Origin of the sequence: Lysinibacillus sp. NPDC097287, assembly GCF_044761695.1 — a bacterium.
Lineage (GTDB): Bacteria > Bacillota > Bacilli > Bacillales_A > Planococcaceae > Lysinibacillus.
In genome coordinates this window covers 74,824-91,167 of record NZ_JBIWCX010000013.1, presented here as the reverse complement: position 1 = coordinate 91,167, position 16,344 = coordinate 74,824, and the positions used below count along the sequence as shown (strand labels likewise).

The window sequence follows — 16,344 nt, the reverse complement described above, 5'->3', positions numbered from 1 at the left end:
AAGTAGATTCGAAACTATGTCATCAAAAAAAGACAGCGAGGCTCAAATGCCAAGCTGTCTTTTAAAATTATTTCGAAAGCGTTACTTGCTCTTTTTTCTGAACAACAAATTCATCATTTATAAAATCAATGACAACATTGTTCCCCTTCTCAACATTACCTTTTAGCAGTTCTTCCGATAGACGGTCTTCTACTTGTTTTTGTAATGCGCGGCGAATTGGGCGTGCTCCATATTGCGGATCATAGCCTTCATCTGCAATTTTCTCAAGCGCAGCGTCGGTCAATTCTAAAGTAATATCTTGCTCTTTCAGACGTTTCGTTAAGGCACTTGCCATCATTGCAACGATTTCTTTTAAGTGACCCTTTTCTAATGAATGGAACACAATCATTTCATCGATACGGTTTAAGAATTCAGGACGGAATGCTTTTTTCAATTCCTCGAGCATTGTACCTTTCATATCTTTATGCTTCGAATCTACGCCGCCAATATTGAAGCCCAGATTTTTCTGGTATTTCAATGCATCTGCACCAACGTTTGACGTCATAATAACAACCGTATTACGGAAATCTACAACACGGCCTTTAGAGTCTGTTAAACGGCCATCTTCAAGCACTTGCAATAAAATGTTGAAGACATCTGGATGAGCCTTCTCAATTTCATCGAGTAATACTACTGAGTATGGTTTACGTCGAACTTTCTCTGTTAATTGACCACCATCGTCAAAGCCTACATAACCAGGAGGTGAGCCAACTAAACGAGAAGTCGAATGTTTTTCCATGTATTCAGACATGTCAACGCGAATCATCGCATCCTCGTCACCGAACATAACCTCCGCTAATGCGCGAGCAAGCTCAGTTTTACCTACACCCGTAGGACCTAGGAAAATGAATGAACCAATTGGACGTTTTGGGTCTTTCAAGCCCGCTCTTGCACGACGGATTGCGCGAGAAATTGCAACTACCGCTTCGTCTTGACCTACAACGCGTTTGTGTAATTCTTCTTCAAGTTGTAATAGTTTTGCTGATTCTTCATGCGCAATTTTTGACACTGGAATTCCAGTCCACATTGATACTACTGCAGCCACATCATCTACTGTCACTTTCGATTCAGCTTTACCTTGTTCTTCTTTCCACATTTTGCGCGTTGATTCAATTTCATCCTTTAACTTTTGCTCGGTATCTCTAAGGGATGCAGCTTTTTCAAATTCCTGGCTTGAAACAGATGCATTTTTTTCCGAGCGGATATTTTCTAGTTTATCTTCAAGTGCTTTTAAGTTTGGTGGTGTTGCAAATGAACGTAATCGAACTTTTGAACCTGCTTCGTCAATTAAATCAATTGCTTTATCCGGTAAGAAACGGTCTGAAATATAACGATCACCCATTTTAGCTGCAGCTTCGATGGCTTCATCTGTAATTTTCACACGGTGATGCGCTTCATAGCGGTCACGCAAGCCATGGATAATTTGAATAGCTTCTTCAACAGTCGGTTCATCTACTTGAATTGGTTGGAAGCGGCGCTCTAAAGCTGCATCTTTTTCGATATATTTACGATATTCATCTAACGTTGTTGCACCAATACATTGTAGTTCTCCGCGTGCTAAGGACGGTTTTAAAATATTTGAAGCGTCAATTGCACCTTCTGCACCACCTGCACCGATTAATGTATGCAACTCATCGATGAATAAAATAACGTTTCCTGCTTGGCGGATTTCGTCCATTACTTTTTTCAGACGGTCCTCAAACTCACCACGATATTTGGTACCAGCAACAACTGTCCCCATATCCAGTGTCATCACTCGTTTATCACGTAGGATCTCTGGTACTTCGTTGTTGATGATTTGTTGTGCTAAGCCTTCTGCAATAGCTGTTTTACCTACACCTGGTTCACCAATCAACACAGGGTTATTTTTTGTACGACGTGATAGTACTTCAATAACACGTGTAATTTCTTTGCTACGTCCAATTACCGGATCTAATGTACCTTCGCGTGCAATTTGCGTTAAATCTCTTGCAAGGCTATCTAGTGTCGGTGTATTGGCAGCTTGTGCAGCTTGTTGCCCACTTTGTGTACTATCGTTATTACCTAATAGTAATAACACTTGTTGACGCGCTTTATTTAGCCCAACACCTGCATTATTTAATACACGAGCTGCTATCCCTTCACCTTCGCGAATTAACGCTAATAATAGATGCTCTGTACCAATATATGAATGACCTAGTTTACGTGATTCATCGACAGAAAGCTCAATTACTTTTTTTGCTCGTGGTGTATAGTGAACGATTGGACCAACATCCTCTTTGCCTTTACCCACTAATTCCTCAATGCCCGCTTCAATCATTTGAGGGCTAATATCGATGGCTTCTAAAGCTTTCGCTGCAATTCCGCCACCCTCACGAATAAGCCCTAACAAAATATGCTCTGTTCCTATTGATTCGTGTTTCCAACGAATAGCTTCTTCCTGAGCAAGTTGTAATACCTTTTGTGCACGCTGTGTAAAACGATTAAACATCATATGAATCCTCTCCCTTTCCCCTTATCATAGACTTACTCAATTTTTCTTCTGATAATGTCTCGCGGAGCATCTTCGCTCGCACTCGATCACGCTCGGTAGGTTGCAATGTTTCACCTGCATAATGTTGTAAAAAACCTGGTTGCATACTAACAATACATTCATTCATTGTAGCCGCTGTTACATGGTTAATTAATTGCAGATCAATACCTAATCGAACATTAGATAAACAAGTGGCAGCTTCTTCACTCGTCAATATCCGAGCATATGTTAAAGTCCCTAAGGCACGATAAATACGATCTTCTAAAGCAAGCCCTGCCTTATCCATCAGCTTGCTTCTCGCTTGTCGTTCTTTTTGAATAATTTTTTCAGCGACACTTTGAATATCAGCTAATATGTCATCCTCTGTTTTACCTAGTGTAATCTGATTTGACACTTGGTAAACATTACCCAAATTTTCACTACCTTCTCCGTAGATCCCTCTAACCGTCATGCCTAATCTAGTCATTGCATTTATAATTTGATTCATTTGACCAGTTAACGTTAGAGCTGGAAGATGCATCATCACAGACGCCCGTAGCCCTGTTCCTATATTTGTGGGACAGCTTGTTAAATATCCAAAATCATTTCGGAATGCATACGGCAAAGAAACTTCTAAGGCTCTATCTACTTTATTCGCCTGCTCATATGCCTTTTGCAATTGAAAGCTTGCCGTCATACATTGAATGCGTAAATGGTCTTCTTCGTTCACCATGATGCTTATTGATTCATCCGATGATAATAGAACGGAGCCCACCACTTCTTTACTTGCTAACTGCGGGCTGATTAAATGTTTCTCCACAAGTATTTGCCGTTGTAAGAGTGATAAATCTTTAATGGCAAAATAAGAAAAGTTTTCATCCAGCTTTGTACTATCCTGAACGGCATGTGTCACAGCTTGCTCGACTTGTAACGCTTCGTCTTCTGAAAATGCTAGTGGAAAACGGTAACCGTCTAAATTACGTGCTAGACGAATCCTAGTACTAATGACGATATCTGAATAGCCATCTTCTACATGCATCCAATCGGGTGTTGCACGCTCTAAAAAGCGTTCGATTGTCACGACACATCACCCCCTTCAAGTTGTAGCTGTTTTTCAATTTCCCTTGCTTCATCGCGAAGTTTTGCAGCTTCTTCAAATTGTTCTTCGTCAACGGCTACTTTCATACGTTTTCGAATATCTTCAATTTGTTTTTTTAAGACAAAAATATTGCTTCGTGAACCTGGCATTTTGCCAATATGTTGCGACCCTGCTTGAATGCGATTAAAGAGCTTTGGTAAATGTTCTTCAAACGTATCATAACAATTAGGACATCCGAATTTTCCTTCTTTTAAAAATTGCTTATACGTAAATCCACATTGTGAACATGTCTGTGTCTGAGGCTGTGTTTGCTGCTTTTCGTCTACTTTTTGCTGCCATGTAGGGGAGCCGAACCAATTGGATAATAGTTGTTGGATCGATACTGGTTCTTGCTTGAACTCTGCATGGAATGGATGAAATTGCGATGCGCAGACGTCACAATAATGATGTTCAACTTTTTGACCATTCTGAACTTGTGTTACGGTTACAGTAGCATTTCGCTGCTTGCAATGTTCGCAAATCATCTCCATCACCTCTTTACTTTTGCTTCTCGTATTTAATCGTCGTCAACATCGCGCGCATAATTTTTGCGCGTATGATATCTCTTAACGGTAATTGTAATTCCAACGTCGAACGATCTACCGCCGCTAACATTAATTTCGCCTCTCGCTTTGATATTACCTGCTCATCAATTAAGCGATAAACTAAATCTTCGGCCTTCGTTTGCGATGCACCGCCCTCAATTTGATATAGCACGTCATCAATCAAATCAATTTGTGAATTTGCACGGACACGTAAAATTCGAATGTATCCTCCGCCGCCACGCTTACTTTCCACTAAATAACCACGCTCGGCTGTAAATCGTGTATTAATAACATAGTTAATTTGTGAAGGCACACATTGGAACTTTTCAGCTATTTCACTGCGCTTTATTTCAATATGCCCTTCTCCGCCTAATTCGAGTACTTGTTTTAAGTAACCTTCTATGATGTCTGAGATATTACGCATTTTAAGAATCCACCTCGTTCACTTCATTGACTTTGACTATCTTTGACTATATTATACAAAACGCTAGAAAATAAATGCAATTGATACGCATACAGAAATATCGAAAATCTTATTTACTTACCTTACCCTCTTTAACAATAAAAAAACGCAAGTATATGCTCTTAGCATATACTTGCGTCTATAGAAATTATACCCATCGACCAACAATTGGATAACGCCATGGTTCATCAGATAAAGCCTTCACAATTCCGATGATTGGTACGATAAAATTCATGACCCCGAAAACCAACAAGAATGGTAATCCAATTATAATGAAGCTTAAAATCCCTGAGATCGCAATTAATACCCACATTACGATTTGGAATAACAAGGCTTGCACAGAAAAACTTTTTACTTCTTCATCTTTACTAATTATAAAAAATAAAATAGGTATTAAAAATGGTGCAATAAACGCACTAGCATGTATGATAACTTTAGACCATTTTGTTTCCATTTATATCAACCGTCCCTTTTTTTAAATCATTTTTATTTATACTAATGTTTACGGTACTATTCCCAAAAAAGTTTCAGATTTATCCGGTTTTTATCAAAAAAATATGGAGAGGCTTGTGATAGATGATGAAATTCAACACTGAACTAGCGACGGAATATGAAAAAGGTATTCGTCGTACCTTACCAAGTTACGATGCAATGCTACGCTTAACGCAAACTTTTTTCCAATCAGTGCTTCCTGATGAAGCAAAATTCATAGTGGTAGGTGCAGGCAGTGGCAACGAAATTTCACAGCTCGCCGAGCAAAAACCCCTTTGGTCATTTGTGGGTGTAGACCCAGCTGAAGCGATGCTACATTTTGCAAAGGAACGTTTAAAACCTTTACCAAATAACATTACATTACTACACGGCACCTTGCTCGAAACAGAGTTGCCAGTCACTCAATTTGATGCTGCCAGTTGTATATTGGTCCTTCACTTTATCGAATCTTATGACGAAAAGCTCGCTACATTAAAAGCGATTGCTCATCATTTAAAACCTGGTGCTCCATTTGTGCTCGTGTCCAAATACGGGCAACTCGGTTCTTCTGAAACTGAGCTACAGTTTGATTTATGGCGAGCGTATTGGCTACAACAAACAAAACTAACTTCAGCGCAAGTAGCCGATATGGAACAGTCCATTCGTGCTCTTTCCTTTATGCGTGAAGAGGATATTTTGACCCTGCTACAGGAAGCAGGATTTACTTATCCATCACGATTTTTTGCAACAACATTATTCGGAGGCTGGATTTGCCGTAAACAAAATTGAGGTGAGATAAATGCTACATACGATGGGCATCACAAAGAACCAACAACTCGTAAAAGGATTCTCCCTTGAAAATATTAAAGAGCATCAATTTGAATGGTATTGGGTTGATTTTAATTGTCCCACAGTTGAGGAAGAATTATTACTCGATACATTTTTCCACTTTCATCCGCTCGCTATTGAAGATTGTTTAATGCGCCTACAACGACCAAAGTTAGATTTTTATGATGATTATTATTTCTTTGTCATCCATAAATTGAATGAGGAGACACTCGAAGCTGAGGAAGTAAATATTTTCGTATCTGATAAATTTATCGTTACGTTTCATAAAAATGAAGCTTCTGAAATTAATAAGGTACAAAAGTTTTTAGAAGGTCAACCAAAGAATTGGGAGCGAGGCACCATTTACCTCACTTATCAAATCATCGATAAAATTGTCGATGGCTACTTCCCACTCGTCTATAAAATTGAAGATCACCTGAATACACTCGAAGATGCACTGACGTATCAAAGTAGTGTCAATACGATGCAGGATGTATTCGAGTTCCGCAGTGATCTATTACATTTAAGACGTACAATTTTACCAATGCGCGATTTATTGTATCGCGTACTCAGCTCTTATCGCTTCTCGTTAAAAAAACCTGAACTTGCGTACTTCGGGGATATTCACGACCATTTAGCGAAGCTGACAGAAATGGTCGAGTCGAATCGCGAGCTTACGGCCGATATGCGGGATAGTTACATGGCGATGAGCTCAAGCCGAATGAACGGCATTATGATGACGTTAACAATTGTCTCGACAATATTCATACCTCTGACATTTATCGCAGGTGTTTACGGTATGAATTTCGATAATATGCCTGAGTTACGAGGAAAGTATAGTTACTTTATTGTACTAGGTATTATGATATTTATTGGTGTATTCATGCTTTCATTCTTTAAGTACAAAGGTTGGTTTAAACTGTTTAAACCATAAATAAAAGCAGCCACATTTTTGTGGCTGCTTTTTACATTTTAATGAGGCCAATGGTCGTCCACTTTATTTTCACCTTGCTGTGGAAATAAAAAGTATGCCAACACACCCGATAGTAACGTGGCCCCAATTGTAATTAATAATCGATCTAAGCTCGGTACTTCAGCGTAATACTTATCTATCATAAACATAGATGAAATAGCGACAATCACCATTATAGGAATCACAAATTTAAAACGCTTTTTCTCCATAAGACATCTCCTCTCTGAATAAATTAATACGTTATACTTAATTCTCTTATTTATTATAACACCCAAATAATACAAGTGCTTGTCCATGAAAATAGTTTTATCTATCCATAAAAAATATAGAAAAAAGTTAAATTATTAACCAAAGACATTTCAATAATAGTAGAATAGATTAAATAACAAATATTTCGACATATTCAAAATATATGATTCAAACTATTAATAAACTTATTTACACTTACTCAGATCAAACAGAATGGAGCAAACTTAAATGGGTTGGTTTACAAAGCAGAAAGATAGTAATTATTCAATTACATTAACACCCGAGTCATACAAACATAATGTACAATTAGATGTTTCAAGTTATCCCAAATTGCAAAAACAATTACAATTATTAAATTTAACAACGGAAGACTTAGCAATCGTTAAACAACTTCAGCCATTAGCGAAAGATCTAATTCCAGAAATGGTTAATCAATTTTATGCTGCTATAAGTCTGAGCCCTGATTTACTAGATATCATTCATAGAACGTCACAAATTGATCGTTTGAAAATTACTTTACATAAACATCTAAGTGATATTTTTGAAAGTCAAATTAATGAAGCCTACATTCAAGAACGACAAGCAATTGCCGAAACGCATGTCCGTATAGGGTTACAGTCAAAATGGTATATTGGATCATTCCAATCATTGATGTCGACATTTGCTAACTTCGCGAGTGAATTGGATATTTCAAAACAAGATGCCATTCGTGCAATTAATTCATTCTCGAAACTTATTAACTTCGAACAGCAACTTGTTATTGAAGCTTATGAAAAAGAGGAAGAACGCATACGCACGGCTTCTGACAATACTAAATTCGCCCTTGTCACAACTATTCAAAGTACAGCACAGGAGTTAAATGCGATTAGCGAAGAAACATCTTCATCACTTCAAGTTATCTCTGCTCAAACGGATGATATTGCCGTTGCTACACAACAAGGTCTAAACTTCGTCGCTGATACACAAGAAAAATCTAAAAGAGGTCAAAACCATCTACAGGAACAAAATGAATTAATGCACGTTATTTTACAAAGTGTAAATGACCTCGAAGTAACAATGAATCAATTGCGCTCTTCTTCACAAAAAATTTCTGAAATCGTCGGACTTGTCACAAGTATCGCCGATCAAACAAATTTATTAGCATTGAATGCTTCCATTGAAGCTGCACGTGCCGGGGAGCACGGAAAAGGCTTTGCCGTTGTAGCAGATGAGGTTCGAAAATTAGCAGAGGAAACTAAAAATGCGGTACAAAATGTTTCACATCTTATTAAAGAGACGGAAGTAAACATTACGACAATGGCCAGCTCTGTGACAAGTGTCGACCAAAAAATTCAACATAGCGTTGATACACAAGCAAGCCTTTCAAAATCGTTTAATGATATCGCTGACGCAGTCGCTGGTATTCAACAACAATACGTTCATACAGCAAAAGATATTTCTGCAATCTCTCATTTAATTACAGAACTTTCACAAGGAGCTGCACTTGTTTCATCATCTTCGGATTCACTTATTGAAGTCGTGACTGAATTAAATATCTAATACACAAAAAAGGAAATTGACGTAACTTCGTCAATTTCCTTTTTCGTTAATGTGATAATAAACGCTTTTGTTTCCGGTGCTCTCTACGGGCTGGTCCTGTTTCAAACAAACGCTTTTCTGCATCTGTTTCCGGATAAATCCCAGGAATAGTCTTTGGTTTACCCTCACTATCTACAGCAACCATTGTTACAAACGATTCTGTCGTTAACTTTTCTTCGCCTGTTTCAATGTTCCGTGACACTACTCGGACATAGACCTCCATCGAAGAACGACCTGTAGAAGAAACGATGCTTTCAATTTCAAGAATATCTCCCACATGTGCTGATGATAAAAAATCAACTGAATCAATGGAAGCTGTAACAACATGTCCCTTTGCGTGCTTCATTGCTGTTATTGCAGCAATTTCATCAATATAAGCTAACACTCTTCCACCAAAGATGGAATTGTGGTTATTTGTATCTGGTGGCAATACAAGACGCGATTGAACCGTACGTGATTGGCTCATTGGAACCGCATTGTTAGTCATAATAGGTTTTACTTCCCTTCGTGTATATGATTCCACCATCGTATCGTGATTATTATTTGAAATCAATCTTCTCTTACTAGAATGTTTTTTTCATCGTAATAAATTTCACGTCAGTCATTTCCTCAATGGCCCATTTAATGCCTTCACGGCCATATCCACTCATCTTAACGCCGCCATATGGCATATTATCAACACGGAATGTCGGAATATCATTAATAATAATTGCACCTGCCTGTAATTCATCTGCAGCACGTAATGCATCTGGCAATACATTCGTATAAATCCCTGCATTTAAGCCAAGTTCCGACTCATTCACGAGTCGAATAGCGTCGTCTAATGTTTCATATGAAACAATTGAGACGATTGGCGCGAATGTTTCCTGACAAATAATCTTCATATCCGCCGTCACATTTGTCATAACGGTCGGTGTTAACGTGCGTTCTGTAAAGCTTCCACCTGTTGCTACAACCGCCCCTTGCGTCTTCGCTTCTTCAATCCATTCCTGAATACGCGCTACTTCTCCAGGATTAATCATCGCACTGATGTCTGTATTTCTATCAAGTGGATTACCAACAACTAGCTTCTCGGTTTCAGCAACAAACGCTTTAGTAAATTCATCGACAATTGAGGCGTGCACATAAATGCGCTGTAAGGAAATACATACCTGTCCAGCAAAGTTAAATGCCCCATTAACACAACGTGAAATAATTTTATCGATTGGTATAGATGGCTCTACAATGACCGCTGCATTCGAGCCAAGCTCTAGCGTTACTTTACGTAAGCCAACCTTTTCTTTTATCCCTAGCCCAACCTTACCACTACCTGTGAACGTCACTTTCTTCACAAGCGGATGTGTGACAAGAGTATCACTTAACTCGCTTCCACTACCTGTCACTATCTGCAATGCCCCATCTGGCAAGCCTGCCTCCTTAAAGATATCAGCCATTACAAGCGAGCTAAGCGGCGTTTGTGTAGCTGGTTTTAGCACAACTGTATTTCCGACCGCAAAGGCTGGACCTAATTTATGGGCGACCAAATTGAAAGGAAAATTAAACGGGGTAATCGCAGATATTACACCTAGTGGTTCACGTTTTGTCCAACCAATACGATCGCCGGCTCCTGGTGCAGCATCCATTGGTACTGTCTCTCCCATTGGCTGCTTTGCACCCTCAGCCGCAAATTGATAGGTTGCAATAGTACGATCAATCTCAGCAAACCCTGCTGACAAAGGCTTACCTGCCTCTAACGCTAATATTTCCGCGAACTCTTCCTTGCGACCTCGCATAATGTCGACAACTTTATATAAAATTTCTGCACGCTCATAAGCTGTCGTCTTTTTAAATGATTGGAACGCCTTATGTGCACCTTCTATAGCACTCGCCACATTGTGAATAGAACCCTTCGCTACTTTCGCAATCACTTCACCACTATACGGCGAAGTAAGTTCATATGATTCAGTTGTATCTTGCCATTGTCCATTAATCCAAAGTTTTGTTTCCTTCATTATTAAAAAGCACCTCCGAATAATCTCACTATTCCTTATCTTATCACGAAGAACTTGAACTAGATGCAACAGCTGCAGCCGTTATCGTTGCCATCATTGCAGCCTGTTGAGCTTGTATCAATAACTCAATGGATGACATAATTGCCATCGATAAAGACTGCTTCACAATTGCCAAATCGTAAATTGCTATTTGAACAGCCATAAATAACACGAATTCACGATGCCATTTTAATAACTTCATACCCTTTAATTCATTGTACAAATCAATTATTTGCTGTAGCTGTACTGCATTCAATTTAAGTATTGCTAAAAAACCGAGTAATGGGTAGTGCATATACTTCACTTTCACATCCTGTTTTTTTAGCGTATCTCGTATTGTCGCAACGCTAGACACAAGATTACTATCATACTGTGCTGAAGAAAATGTCATCACCTGTGATAGCCACTGTAGTTCATTACCCCCGCCAAAATTATATGTGCGAAGCTCTTTATAATAACGATTCATTGTTTCAGCACGTAATACGACATCTTCATTTGGACCGCTTAGTAATACGGTATATGGAATATCATCAAATGATGTCAGGAAACGATGATGCTTACGAATTGCCTCATATAAAGCTCTCGCATTTTGAGCATGCTCTCTCTTCTCGTTATCGTCCTTCGTCAAAAACTGTGCACCGATAAAGCTAAAACTACCACTTTTAAACTTTGCTTCTTTTAGTATTTTTTCATTTTTAATTAGGTTTTCCACAGCTTGTTTTGAGTTTTCATCCTCCATTAAGCTCGCTGCAATGCTATGGCCAACAGAAGTACGCAGCGGAGACACCCAAGATGTTTGCTTTTTCATTTCCTGCAAAATCTCTTTATATTTCTTCGCATCAAACGTTTTACCCGAAGCTACATACGTACTGGCAATCGCCAAAACGATTTTGCGGTCAACTGTCCAACCAATTGCTTTTGCTACCTCATCTACCGTTTGTGTAAATTGATTTTCAATTATGACAAAATCCATTTCCAACACACTCCCTTTTTAATATTTACGCATTATGTATTACAAAAGATTCGATAATTTGTAATATTCGCAATAAAATGCAACGATAAATTAATGTATAAGAGTATGTTTAATATGTTTTAATAATATTAATAATAAATTAATTGAGGTGTTCCTAATGATTACAACCATTAGTAAAAAATCTTTATTCAACGTAAATCTGCAAGAACGCGTGCGATTATTTTTACTTTTACAAAAGTCTCAAAAAAATAAAAAGCTCAGCACATTATTCAAATGAATGAAAAACAGCGGCAAGAAAAATACAAGATTTTTCTCATCGCTGCTTCAACTAAACTATTCAAATCAAATTTAACTCTGTTAATTCTTCTTTAGAAAACGCTCTAGACCTTGTTAAAAATCGCTTACCTTCCACACCTTCAAGTGAAAACATACCGCCTCGGCCCTCGACAACATCTAAGATAATTTGTGTATGCTTCCAATATTCATATTGATTTTTGTGCATATAAAATTGGGCATCACCAATTTCACCAAGACATACATCTTGATCACCAAGTATTAAATCCCCAACTGGGTAACACATTGGCGAAGAACCGTCACAACAACCACCTGACTGATGAAACATAATCGGTCCATGCTTTTCTCTCAATAAATTGATTAGTGATAGCGCTTCATCCGTTGCTTTCACACGTTCGCCCACGCCTCACACCCCCTTACTGATTAGAAGAAACCAAGTTTATTCTCACCATAGCTTACAAGTAAGTTTTTCGTTTGTTGGTAGTGCGATAACATCATTTTGTGCGTTTCACGGCCAATACCTGACATTTTATAACCGCCGAATGCAGCATGTGCAGGATAAGCATGGTAGCAGTTTGTCCAAACACGTCCTGCCTGAATACCACGACCGAAACGATATGCTGTATTCATATCACGCGTCCAAACACCTGAGCCTAAGCCATATAATGTGTCATTAGCAATTTCAAGCGCTTCTTCTTTTGTCTTGAACGTTGTTACTGCCACAACCGGTCCGAAAATTTCCTCTTGGAAAATACGCATTTTGTTATGTCCTTTAAAGACTGTCGGTTTAATGTAGTAGCCATTTTCGAATTCACCACCAAGGCTATTACGCTCACCACCAATTAGACATTCAGCACCCTCTTGTTTACCTATATCTAAGTACGAAAGGATTTTCTCCATTTGTTCGCTTGAAGCTTGTGCACCCATCATTGTGTTTGGATCTAATGGATTACCTGTTTGAATCGCTTCTACACGTTGCATAACGCGTTCCATAAACTTATCGTAAATTGATTCTTGAATTAATGCACGTGAAGGGCATGTACATACTTCCCCTTGGTTTAGTGCAAATAATACAAAGCCTTCTACTGCTTTATCTAAAAAGTCGTCATCTTTATCCATAATATCTTCGAAGAAAATATTTGGGGATTTTCCGCCTAGCTCTAACGTAACTGGGATAAGGTTTTGCGAAGCATATTGCATAATTAAGCGACCTGTAGTCGTTTCACCAGTAAAGGCAATTTTGCCGATACGTGGATTCGATGCAAGTGGTTTCCCTGCCTCTAAACCGAAGCCGTTAACTACATTCAGTACGCCTGGTGGTAATAAATCCTCAATCACTTCTAGTAATACCATAATAGATACTGGTGTTTGCTCTGCTGGCTTTAATACAACACAGTTTCCTGCTGCCAGTGCAGGCGCTAGCTTCCAGACAGCCATTAGAATTGGGAAGTTCCACGGGATAATTTGTCCAACTACACCAATTGGTTCATGGAAGTGATACGCTACAGTATCATTATCAACCTGACTTAGTGCTCCCTCTTGTGCACGAAGAGCTCCCGCGAAATAACGGAAATGATCGATTGCTAAAGGAATATCAGCGTTCAATGTCTCGCGTACTGCTTTACCATTATCCCATGATTCAGCAACGGCAAGCTTTTCTAAGTTTTCCTCTATGCGATCCGCTATCTTAAGTAAAATGTTTGAGCGCTCAGTTGCAGATGTTTGACCCCATGCATCTTTAGCCGCATGTGCTGCATCAAGTGCTAGTTCAATATCCTCTGCTGTCGAACGTGCTGCTTGTGTAAAAACTTGTCCAGTAACAGGAGTAACATTATCAAAGTATTGGCCTTTTACAGGGGGTGTCCATTCGCCACCAATATAATTATCATATTTCTCTTTGAATTGAACTACCGATCCTTGAGTGTTTGGAAATGCATAAACCATTTTACTTCTCCCCTTTACACAAAATAATTAGAAAACATCTAGAAAAATCATTATTTTATATCGAAATAACAATATTTCCCTATACATCTTCTTAATCACTATATTGTCAGAAAAGAATAATAATTACAACTTTTATATGTAAAATTTTACATAGAATTTATTTTTACTAGAATAGCTTCAAAAATTCACGAGGAATCCCTTGATACGGTATACTTAAAATAATTAAAAATGTATAGGAGACAGATATGCGTATTAATAAATATTTAAGTGAAACAGGTATCGTATCACGTCGTGGCGCTGACAAATGGGTTGAAGAAGGCAAAGTAACGATTAATGGCGAGCTTGCGACTGTCGGTAGCCAAGTTGAAGCCGGAGACGTTGTTTGCGTGGATGGTAAAGAAGTGAAAAAAGAAGAACAGCTTGTATATATTGTACTGAATAAACCAGTTGGCATTACAAGTACAACTGAACAGCATATTAAAGGGAATGTCGTGGATTTCATTAATCATCCGCTACGAATTTTCCATATCGGCCGACTTGATAAGGACTCTGAAGGCCTATTACTACTAACAAACGATGGTGATATCGTCAATAAAATATTACGCGCAGAAAATCATCACGAAAAAGAATACATTGTCCAAGTCGATCATTCAATTACGGATGAATTCATTCAAAAGATGGGCGCTGGTGTAGATATATTGGATACAACAACTTTACCTTGCCATGTCGAAAAAATTTCGGATAAAGTGTTTAAAATCATTTTAGAACAGGGGCTAAATCGCCAAATTCGCCGTATGTGTTCGGCACTTGGTTACTCTGTCAAACGACTACAACGTATTCGCATTATGAACATTAAGCTTGGCAATTTAAAAGTCGGTCAATGGCGTGATCTAACAGATAAAGAACGAACAGAACTGTTCAAGCTACTAGACTACACACCAAAATAATGAATTTCACAAAGGGGACACAGATATGCTTTCAATTCAAAGTACCGAGCAGCTAACAGGTGCTCGTATCAGTGGAGATTTTTGGGATTTAGATGAACTTATCAATGCTATATATGCTATTACAGGTGACGAAAATAAATACTATGACTACCAAGGTGCGCGTAATCGCATCCTTGGTGTCTGTTACAATCTTCGTCATGCTACTCAGGGTGACTATCATATAGAATTTGTCGGTAACGGCCTGAACAAAAGTATTCTAACGCAACATCAAATGGTTGTACCTGAAAAAAATGTATACTTTTCAACGGAAATATTTTGGCCAGAACTTATTTTTACTGCAATTGCATTAAATGACTTTATTCGGCTACATCAAGAAAGAATTGATGCTTCTGATTGGAATATACATATTGCCACGATTCGAAAATTCCAAGCAACCGTAGCTGAATCTTTAGAACAAGAACTTGATGAAGAAGAATATCTTTTATTTTTAAAAATGCTACATACGAAGACGCCATTGACATTTCGTTATGCTACACAATATGTTGATGTATTAAATATTGAATACATCCATTTAAGTACAGAAGAACGCAAGGCACATTTAGCGGCCTTTGCCCTGCGTCTTATGCTCGAAGATGAGGAATACATAGCTTTAAAAGAACAACTGATAGAAGCTGCAAAAACAACGAAAAACGCCCTACATGAACTTCAAATTAACATCAACTATCCAGATGAAATTATTTGGTAAATTCATCTTACAAAAAGAGGATATCTCAAGAAATTTTGAGATATCCTCTTTTAACTATTCATTCAATTTTCTCATACGCCATTTTGCGAATTACTGCCTTATGCTGTGGGAAATCGGCTAACAGCTCTGCCTGTGTAAACAATTCAAAATCAGCGAAGTCAAATCCTGGCGCAACCATACAACCAACTAGACTAAATGTATCTGTATCATCCACTGAAGAACCGAAGATTGTATTCTTTGGCACGACCACTTGTGGCACTTCCCCAGCTTCTAAATTTAATCCAAGCTTCTTCGCTTCATACGTACCATCTGGGTAAATCATATGTACCGTAAGTGAACTTCCACCATGGTAATACCATAGTTCATCTGATTTCAAACGATGCAAATGCGAAATATCTTGTGAGCGTAGTAAAAAATAGATGCTTGTATACAATGGTCTTTCTACTTCTCGCACAGCTATATGATCTTCTGCACGAAAGGTCGATGTATAATAGCCACCTTCCGGATGTTCCACTAAATTTAAATTATCGATAAAATATTGTGCTGAATACTGCATAGATGTTCACTCCTTTCCCCCACTTTACCAAAAGATTATGGATGTATGCCACCTCTGTCCTTCAATTAAATGAAAAAAGC

General features: G+C 38.3%; 17 protein-coding genes. 5 read left to right on the top strand and 12 right to left on the bottom strand.

All coding sequences use genetic code 11. The features are described from left to right. Positions 1-67: 67 nt before the first annotated feature. The 5 genes from ACIQ2D_RS16935 to ACIQ2D_RS16915 form a co-directional block, all read right to left on the bottom strand. Complete coding sequence (locus ACIQ2D_RS16935) at positions 68-2,512, bottom strand: ATP-dependent Clp protease ATP-binding subunit (protein ID WP_402866092.1); 2,445 nt, start codon at positions 2,510-2,512, stop codon at positions 68-70. Beyond that, positions 2,502-3,611, bottom strand: a complete 1,110-nt coding sequence (mcsB, locus tag ACIQ2D_RS16930) for a protein-arginine kinase McsB (RefSeq protein WP_402866090.1) — start codon at positions 3,609-3,611, stop codon at positions 2,502-2,504. Before mcsB ends, ACIQ2D_RS16935 begins: the two co-directional genes overlap by 11 nt. After that, positions 3,608-4,153: a UvrB/UvrC motif-containing protein gene (locus ACIQ2D_RS16925; protein WP_402866088.1), complete on the bottom strand. Its 546-nt coding sequence runs from the start codon at positions 4,151-4,153 to the stop codon at positions 3,608-3,610. The genes mcsB and ACIQ2D_RS16925 overlap by 4 nt, the downstream gene beginning before the upstream one ends. A gap of 13 nt (positions 4,154-4,166) precedes the next feature. Continuing rightward, the gene (locus tag ACIQ2D_RS16920) at positions 4,167-4,637 is read right to left on the bottom strand and encodes a CtsR family transcriptional regulator (protein ID WP_402866086.1); all 471 of its coding nucleotides are present in this window, start codon (positions 4,635-4,637) and stop codon (positions 4,167-4,169) included. Positions 4,638-4,824: 187 nt separating this feature from the next. Further along, positions 4,825-5,130, bottom strand: a complete 306-nt coding sequence (locus ACIQ2D_RS16915) for a DUF4870 domain-containing protein (protein ID WP_402866084.1) — start codon at positions 5,128-5,130, stop codon at positions 4,825-4,827. A gap of 122 nt (positions 5,131-5,252) precedes the next feature. Here ACIQ2D_RS16915 and ACIQ2D_RS16910 point away from each other — a divergent pair, with 122 nt between their 5' ends. Next, positions 5,253-5,936 carry a class I SAM-dependent methyltransferase gene (locus ACIQ2D_RS16910; protein WP_402866082.1) on the top strand — a complete coding sequence of 228 codons (684 nt, stop codon included), beginning with the start codon at positions 5,253-5,255 and terminating at the stop codon, positions 5,934-5,936. 10 nt (positions 5,937-5,946) lie between these two features. Further along, positions 5,947-6,909 (top strand): magnesium/cobalt transporter CorA, encoded by a 963-nt coding sequence (corA, locus tag ACIQ2D_RS16905; RefSeq protein ID WP_402866080.1) that lies wholly within the window; start codon positions 5,947-5,949, stop codon positions 6,907-6,909. A 38-nt stretch (positions 6,910-6,947) separates the two neighbouring features. Here the strand turns inward: corA and ACIQ2D_RS16900 are convergent, their stop codons facing one another. Next, positions 6,948-7,157, bottom strand: coding sequence for a hypothetical protein (locus tag ACIQ2D_RS16900; RefSeq protein WP_402866078.1), 210 nt, complete (start codon positions 7,155-7,157; stop codon positions 6,948-6,950). A 268-nt stretch (positions 7,158-7,425) separates the two neighbouring features. On the opposite strand from ACIQ2D_RS16900, the gene ACIQ2D_RS16895 reads away from it, so the two are divergent. Continuing rightward, entirely contained in the window at positions 7,426-8,736 is a 1,311-nt protein-coding gene (locus tag ACIQ2D_RS16895; protein WP_402866076.1) for a protoglobin domain-containing protein, read from the top strand. A gap of 46 nt (positions 8,737-8,782) precedes the next feature. Here ACIQ2D_RS16895 and ACIQ2D_RS16890 read toward each other — a convergent pair whose 3' ends face one another. From ACIQ2D_RS16890 to adh, 5 genes are all read right to left on the bottom strand, one after another. Next, entirely contained in the window at positions 8,783-9,262 is a 480-nt protein-coding gene (locus ACIQ2D_RS16890) for an acyl-CoA thioesterase (protein WP_402866074.1), read from the bottom strand. Positions 9,263-9,338: 76 nt separating this feature from the next. Continuing rightward, a complete protein-coding gene (locus ACIQ2D_RS16885; RefSeq protein ID WP_402866072.1) occupies positions 9,339-10,766 on the bottom strand; it encodes an aldehyde dehydrogenase family protein in 1,428 nt (475 codons plus the stop codon). A gap of 43 nt (positions 10,767-10,809) precedes the next feature. After that, complete coding sequence (locus tag ACIQ2D_RS16880; RefSeq protein ID WP_402866070.1) at positions 10,810-11,778, bottom strand: DUF4003 family protein; 969 nt, start codon at positions 11,776-11,778, stop codon at positions 10,810-10,812. A gap of 337 nt (positions 11,779-12,115) precedes the next feature. After that, positions 12,116-12,475 (bottom strand): DUF779 domain-containing protein, encoded by a 360-nt coding sequence (locus ACIQ2D_RS16875; protein ID WP_402866068.1) that lies wholly within the window; start codon positions 12,473-12,475, stop codon positions 12,116-12,118. 20 nt (positions 12,476-12,495) lie between these two features. Continuing rightward, on the bottom strand, positions 12,496-14,016 hold the full coding sequence (adh, locus tag ACIQ2D_RS16870; protein ID WP_402866066.1) for an aldehyde dehydrogenase: 1,521 nt from the start codon (positions 14,014-14,016) through the stop codon (positions 12,496-12,498). Between the two features lie 245 nt (positions 14,017-14,261). Between adh and rluF the strand changes: the two genes are divergently transcribed. Together rluF and ACIQ2D_RS16860 are read left to right on the top strand one after the other, a co-directional pair. Then, on the top strand, positions 14,262-14,963 hold the full coding sequence (rluF, locus tag ACIQ2D_RS16865) for a 23S rRNA pseudouridine(2604) synthase RluF (protein WP_402866064.1): 702 nt from the start codon (positions 14,262-14,264) through the stop codon (positions 14,961-14,963). 25 nt (positions 14,964-14,988) lie between these two features. Then, positions 14,989-15,708 (top strand): DUF6904 family protein, encoded by a 720-nt coding sequence (locus tag ACIQ2D_RS16860; protein ID WP_402866062.1) that lies wholly within the window; start codon positions 14,989-14,991, stop codon positions 15,706-15,708. Positions 15,709-15,766: 58 nt separating this feature from the next. Here ACIQ2D_RS16860 and ACIQ2D_RS16855 read toward each other — a convergent pair whose 3' ends face one another. Beyond that, positions 15,767-16,264, bottom strand: a complete 498-nt coding sequence (locus ACIQ2D_RS16855) for a cupin domain-containing protein (RefSeq protein ID WP_402866060.1) — start codon at positions 16,262-16,264, stop codon at positions 15,767-15,769. Between the last annotated feature and the right edge of the window lie 80 nt (positions 16,265-16,344).

Coding starts and splice junctions, on each gene's coding strand:
- rluF (WP_402866064.1), top strand. CDS start 14,262: ATGCGTATTAATAAATATTTAAGTGAAACAGGTATCGTATCACGTCGT.
- ACIQ2D_RS16920 (WP_402866086.1), bottom strand. CDS start 4,637: ATGCGTAATATCTCAGACATCATAGAAGGTTACTTAAAACAAGTACTC.
- ACIQ2D_RS16915 (WP_402866084.1), bottom strand. CDS start 5,130: ATGGAAACAAAATGGTCTAAAGTTATCATACATGCTAGTGCGTTTATT.
- ACIQ2D_RS16895 (WP_402866076.1), top strand. CDS start 7,426: ATGGGTTGGTTTACAAAGCAGAAAGATAGTAATTATTCAATTACATTA.
- ACIQ2D_RS16900 (WP_402866078.1), bottom strand. CDS start 7,157: ATGGAGAAAAAGCGTTTTAAATTTGTGATTCCTATAATGGTGATTGTC.
- ACIQ2D_RS16925 (WP_402866088.1), bottom strand. CDS start 4,153: ATGATTTGCGAACATTGCAAGCAGCGAAATGCTACTGTAACCGTAACA.
- ACIQ2D_RS16890 (WP_402866074.1), bottom strand. CDS start 9,262: ATGACTAACAATGCGGTTCCAATGAGCCAATCACGTACGGTTCAATCG.
- adh (WP_402866066.1), bottom strand. CDS start 14,016: ATGGTTTATGCATTTCCAAACACTCAAGGATCGGTAGTTCAATTCAAA.
- ACIQ2D_RS16910 (WP_402866082.1), top strand. CDS start 5,253: ATGATGAAATTCAACACTGAACTAGCGACGGAATATGAAAAAGGTATT.
- ACIQ2D_RS16860 (WP_402866062.1), top strand. CDS start 14,989: ATGCTTTCAATTCAAAGTACCGAGCAGCTAACAGGTGCTCGTATCAGT.
- ACIQ2D_RS16885 (WP_402866072.1), bottom strand. CDS start 10,766: ATGAAGGAAACAAAACTTTGGATTAATGGACAATGGCAAGATACAACT.
- ACIQ2D_RS16880 (WP_402866070.1), bottom strand. CDS start 11,778: ATGGATTTTGTCATAATTGAAAATCAATTTACACAAACGGTAGATGAG.
- ACIQ2D_RS16855 (WP_402866060.1), bottom strand. CDS start 16,264: ATGCAGTATTCAGCACAATATTTTATCGATAATTTAAATTTAGTGGAA.
- corA (WP_402866080.1), top strand. CDS start 5,947: ATGCTACATACGATGGGCATCACAAAGAACCAACAACTCGTAAAAGGA.
- ACIQ2D_RS16935 (WP_402866092.1), bottom strand. CDS start 2,512: ATGATGTTTAATCGTTTTACACAGCGTGCACAAAAGGTATTACAACTT.